General features: G+C 43.5%; 2 protein-coding genes and 1 tRNA gene. 1 reads left to right on the plus strand and 2 read right to left on the minus strand.

Annotation, left to right across the window (positions count from 1 at the left end):
• Nucleotides 1-180 precede the first annotated feature (180 nt).
• Both DP116_RS27685 and DP116_RS27690 read right to left on the minus strand, forming a co-directional pair.
• Nucleotides 181-265, minus strand: a tRNA-Ser gene (locus DP116_RS27685).
• Between the two features lie 76 nt (nucleotides 266-341).
• On the minus strand, nucleotides 342-1,301 hold the full coding sequence (locus DP116_RS27690; RefSeq protein ID WP_246275829.1) for a TIGR04168 family protein: 960 nt from the start codon (nucleotides 1,299-1,301) through the stop codon (nucleotides 342-344).
• 325 nt (nucleotides 1,302-1,626) lie between these two features.
• Here DP116_RS27690 and nadA point away from each other — a divergent pair, with 325 nt between their 5' ends.
• A complete protein-coding gene (gene nadA, locus DP116_RS27695; protein WP_169158178.1) occupies nucleotides 1,627-2,601 on the plus strand; it encodes a quinolinate synthase NadA in 975 nt (324 codons plus the stop codon).
• Nucleotides 2,602-2,810 lie beyond the last annotated feature (209 nt).

A 2,810-nucleotide genomic window follows, 5' to 3' on the forward strand; every position in this document is an offset into this window, starting at 1 on the left:
TGAGGCTAGGGGACTCTCTCTATTCTATGTCCTAACCTTCTTGGCAACTGCTATAAAAAACGCGGAGGAAGCTATAAAATTTTAAGGCAAACAACTTAAATCTCGCCTAAATATTATTACAGGTGACCAAATGCCTAATTTGTGCTGTTACGCCCAATCAAGTCATCACAAATCTTTCAACGGAGAGGGGGAGATTCGAACTCCCGGAACCTTTCGGTTCATCCGATTTCAAGTCGGACGCAATCGACCACTCTGCCACCTCTCCAGTAAAGCTGTCAGCGTTTAGCTGTCAGCGGTCAGCCAAAAATAAAGCCAACCAGATACGAATTATATCTCATTCTCTATGCAGTTTGCACTACTGGACTGGGTTTTTGATAAAGAATTTCTTCATATACAACGCTGAAATCCTTTCCAAGCCAGACGAGGAAGACTTGAGAGACAACACCATCTTCCAGGAGGACAATGGAGAAGTTACGCTGTTTATGGCTACCATGTTCCACAATCCTGGGTACACTTGCGGCGTTCAAGTAAACTATCCCCTCTGGACTTCTAAAAATGCGTTTTCGCGGCTCTTTCTTTGTGTGTCGCAGGCTGTGGTGCATATGACCAAATGTGACGAGGGGAATGGTTTTACCAGCTGTGATGGTTTGAGATATCGCCTCTGCTAAATCTGGATCGCCAAAGTCACCACCTATGGGATGCCAATCTTTTCCGCAGGGATCTTCTGGGCGATCGCCCAACCCTGTAGGACCATTGTGACCTATAAAAATTATCGTCTGGTAAGCCGCACTTTTTGTGGCTGACACAATGCGGGCTGTGGACTCTTCAAAACTGGTCACACCATACCACTGTTGGTAGAAATCAGTATATTTCCACTCTGGTCCACCCCAGCTAAAGGGACGACCTCCAACAACCGTTAAATTTAGATCAGGAAAATCTAGCTTACCGTAACCGACTTGGGTTTCACCCAATAAATCTAGTTGCTGCTGTACCCAGTCTTCCTTGGTGCGATCGTAAGGACACTTCTTACGTCCCCATTCTGTGGCAGTGTACCAGGCATCGTGGTTTCCCATGACTGCTGCTTTGGGAATGTCAAGAGATGCGATCGCTCTTACCACTTCCACCGACTCATTGCCAAAATCTCCAACAAACAGTAGTAAGTCAACACCAAGATGCTTGAGTGCTATGCCATCTTCTTCTTCCCATTGGTCGTGAACATCTCCTACTACAGCAATTTTCAAATTTTTTGAGTTTGTTTTCTGACTGGTCATGCCACTTTCCTTGCCATCTGTTTCCAGCATAGGAAAATTACAGGATTTTGACCAAGAGAGAACGCACAACTCAGAAAAATAAAAGAAGTTTGAATATCACGGATTGCTGGATGAGTTCATAAGAAGTGCAATGTAGGAATGTACAAGCCCCCAGGAAATCTTTGATGCATCTGGCCAACACGCTCTCTTCGCGGGTCACCAAGCCCCCATAAGAAGTGCCCAAGCTGAGTTCTGCGTTCTGAGTTCTTCTTCACACAATTTCACAGAGGAGCATTACCCCTCAAACATTTTTGGTAAAAACTACTATAATTAAATCCACCAGACAAAAACTTGTAACATTCAGCAACGTCTAACTGTGTTTACGACTGCACTTGCTCAACGAGAAAAAACCGAACAGGGTGATCTACCACTAGATTTATTTGCAGCAATTGAGACTCTTAAACAAGAACTCAATGCGGTTATCCTGGCACATTACTATCAAGAACCCGACATTCAAGATATAGCGGATTTTATTGGGGATTCGCTACAGCTTGCCAAAGCAGCAGCTGATACAAATGCAGATGTCATTGTCTTTGCTGGTGTCCATTTCATGGCAGAAACGGCAAAGATTCTTAATCCTGACAAGATGGTTCTTTTACCAGATTTAAATGCTGGTTGTTCTTTAGCTGATAGTTGTCCAGCAGAGGCGTTTGCAGCTTTTAAAGCGGCGCACCCAAACCATTTGGTGGTCTCTTACATCAACTGCTCTGCTGATATTAAGGCAATGAGCGATATTATCTGCACTAGTTCCAACGCTGTCAAAATTGTGCAGCAGATTCCCAAATATCAGCCAATTATTTTTGCCCCAGACCGGAATTTAGGACGGTATGTTATGGAAAAAACTGGGAGAGATTTAGTGCTGTGGGAAGGAAGTTGCGTTGTCCATGAAACCTTTTCTGAAAAGAAAATTGTGCAGTTAAAAATCGCACACCCACAAGCAGAGGCGATCGCCCATCCAGAATGTGAAACTAGTGTCTTGCGCCACGCAAATTTTATCGGATCTACAGCGGCTTTACTTAAGTATTGTGAACAAAGCCCTTGCCAAGAATTTATCGTTGCTACAGAGCCTGGAATCATTCATCAAATGCAGAAACGAGCGCCTTACAAGCGCTTTATACCAGCACCGCCATTAAATAACTGCGCGTGTAACGAGTGTCCTTTTATGCGGTTAAATACCTTGGAAAAGCTCTACTGTGTGATGAAAAATCGCTCAGCCGAAATCATCTTGCCAGAAAATATTCGCATAACAGCATTGCGACCAATTCAACGAATGCTAGAGATGAGTGTATAAAACTCTTATGAAAATAACTACTTAGGCACTGCTAGAGACGGTTAGTGTCAGTTCCAAGGAAACTTTATAGCTCAACTGGTGCAAACGTTTACTCAGTAAATTAGTGAGTACTCAGTGTATGCCATCCATCAGTTTTTGGATGGAGGTTTGCAGTAAAAAGGTAAAAACGAACAAAAGGGTGTTGCTTAAACTAGCAACACCCTTTTGTA

Source organism: Brasilonema bromeliae SPC951, from assembly GCF_012912135.1.
Classification (GTDB): Bacteria; Cyanobacteriota; Cyanobacteriia; order Cyanobacteriales; family Nostocaceae; genus Brasilonema; species Brasilonema bromeliae.

What these genes read in the sequence shown, in the direction of transcription:
- DP116_RS27690 (WP_246275829.1), bottom strand. Translation starts at nt 1,301, where the DNA reads ATGCTGGAAACAGATGGCAAGGAAAGTGGCATGACCAGTCAGAAAACA.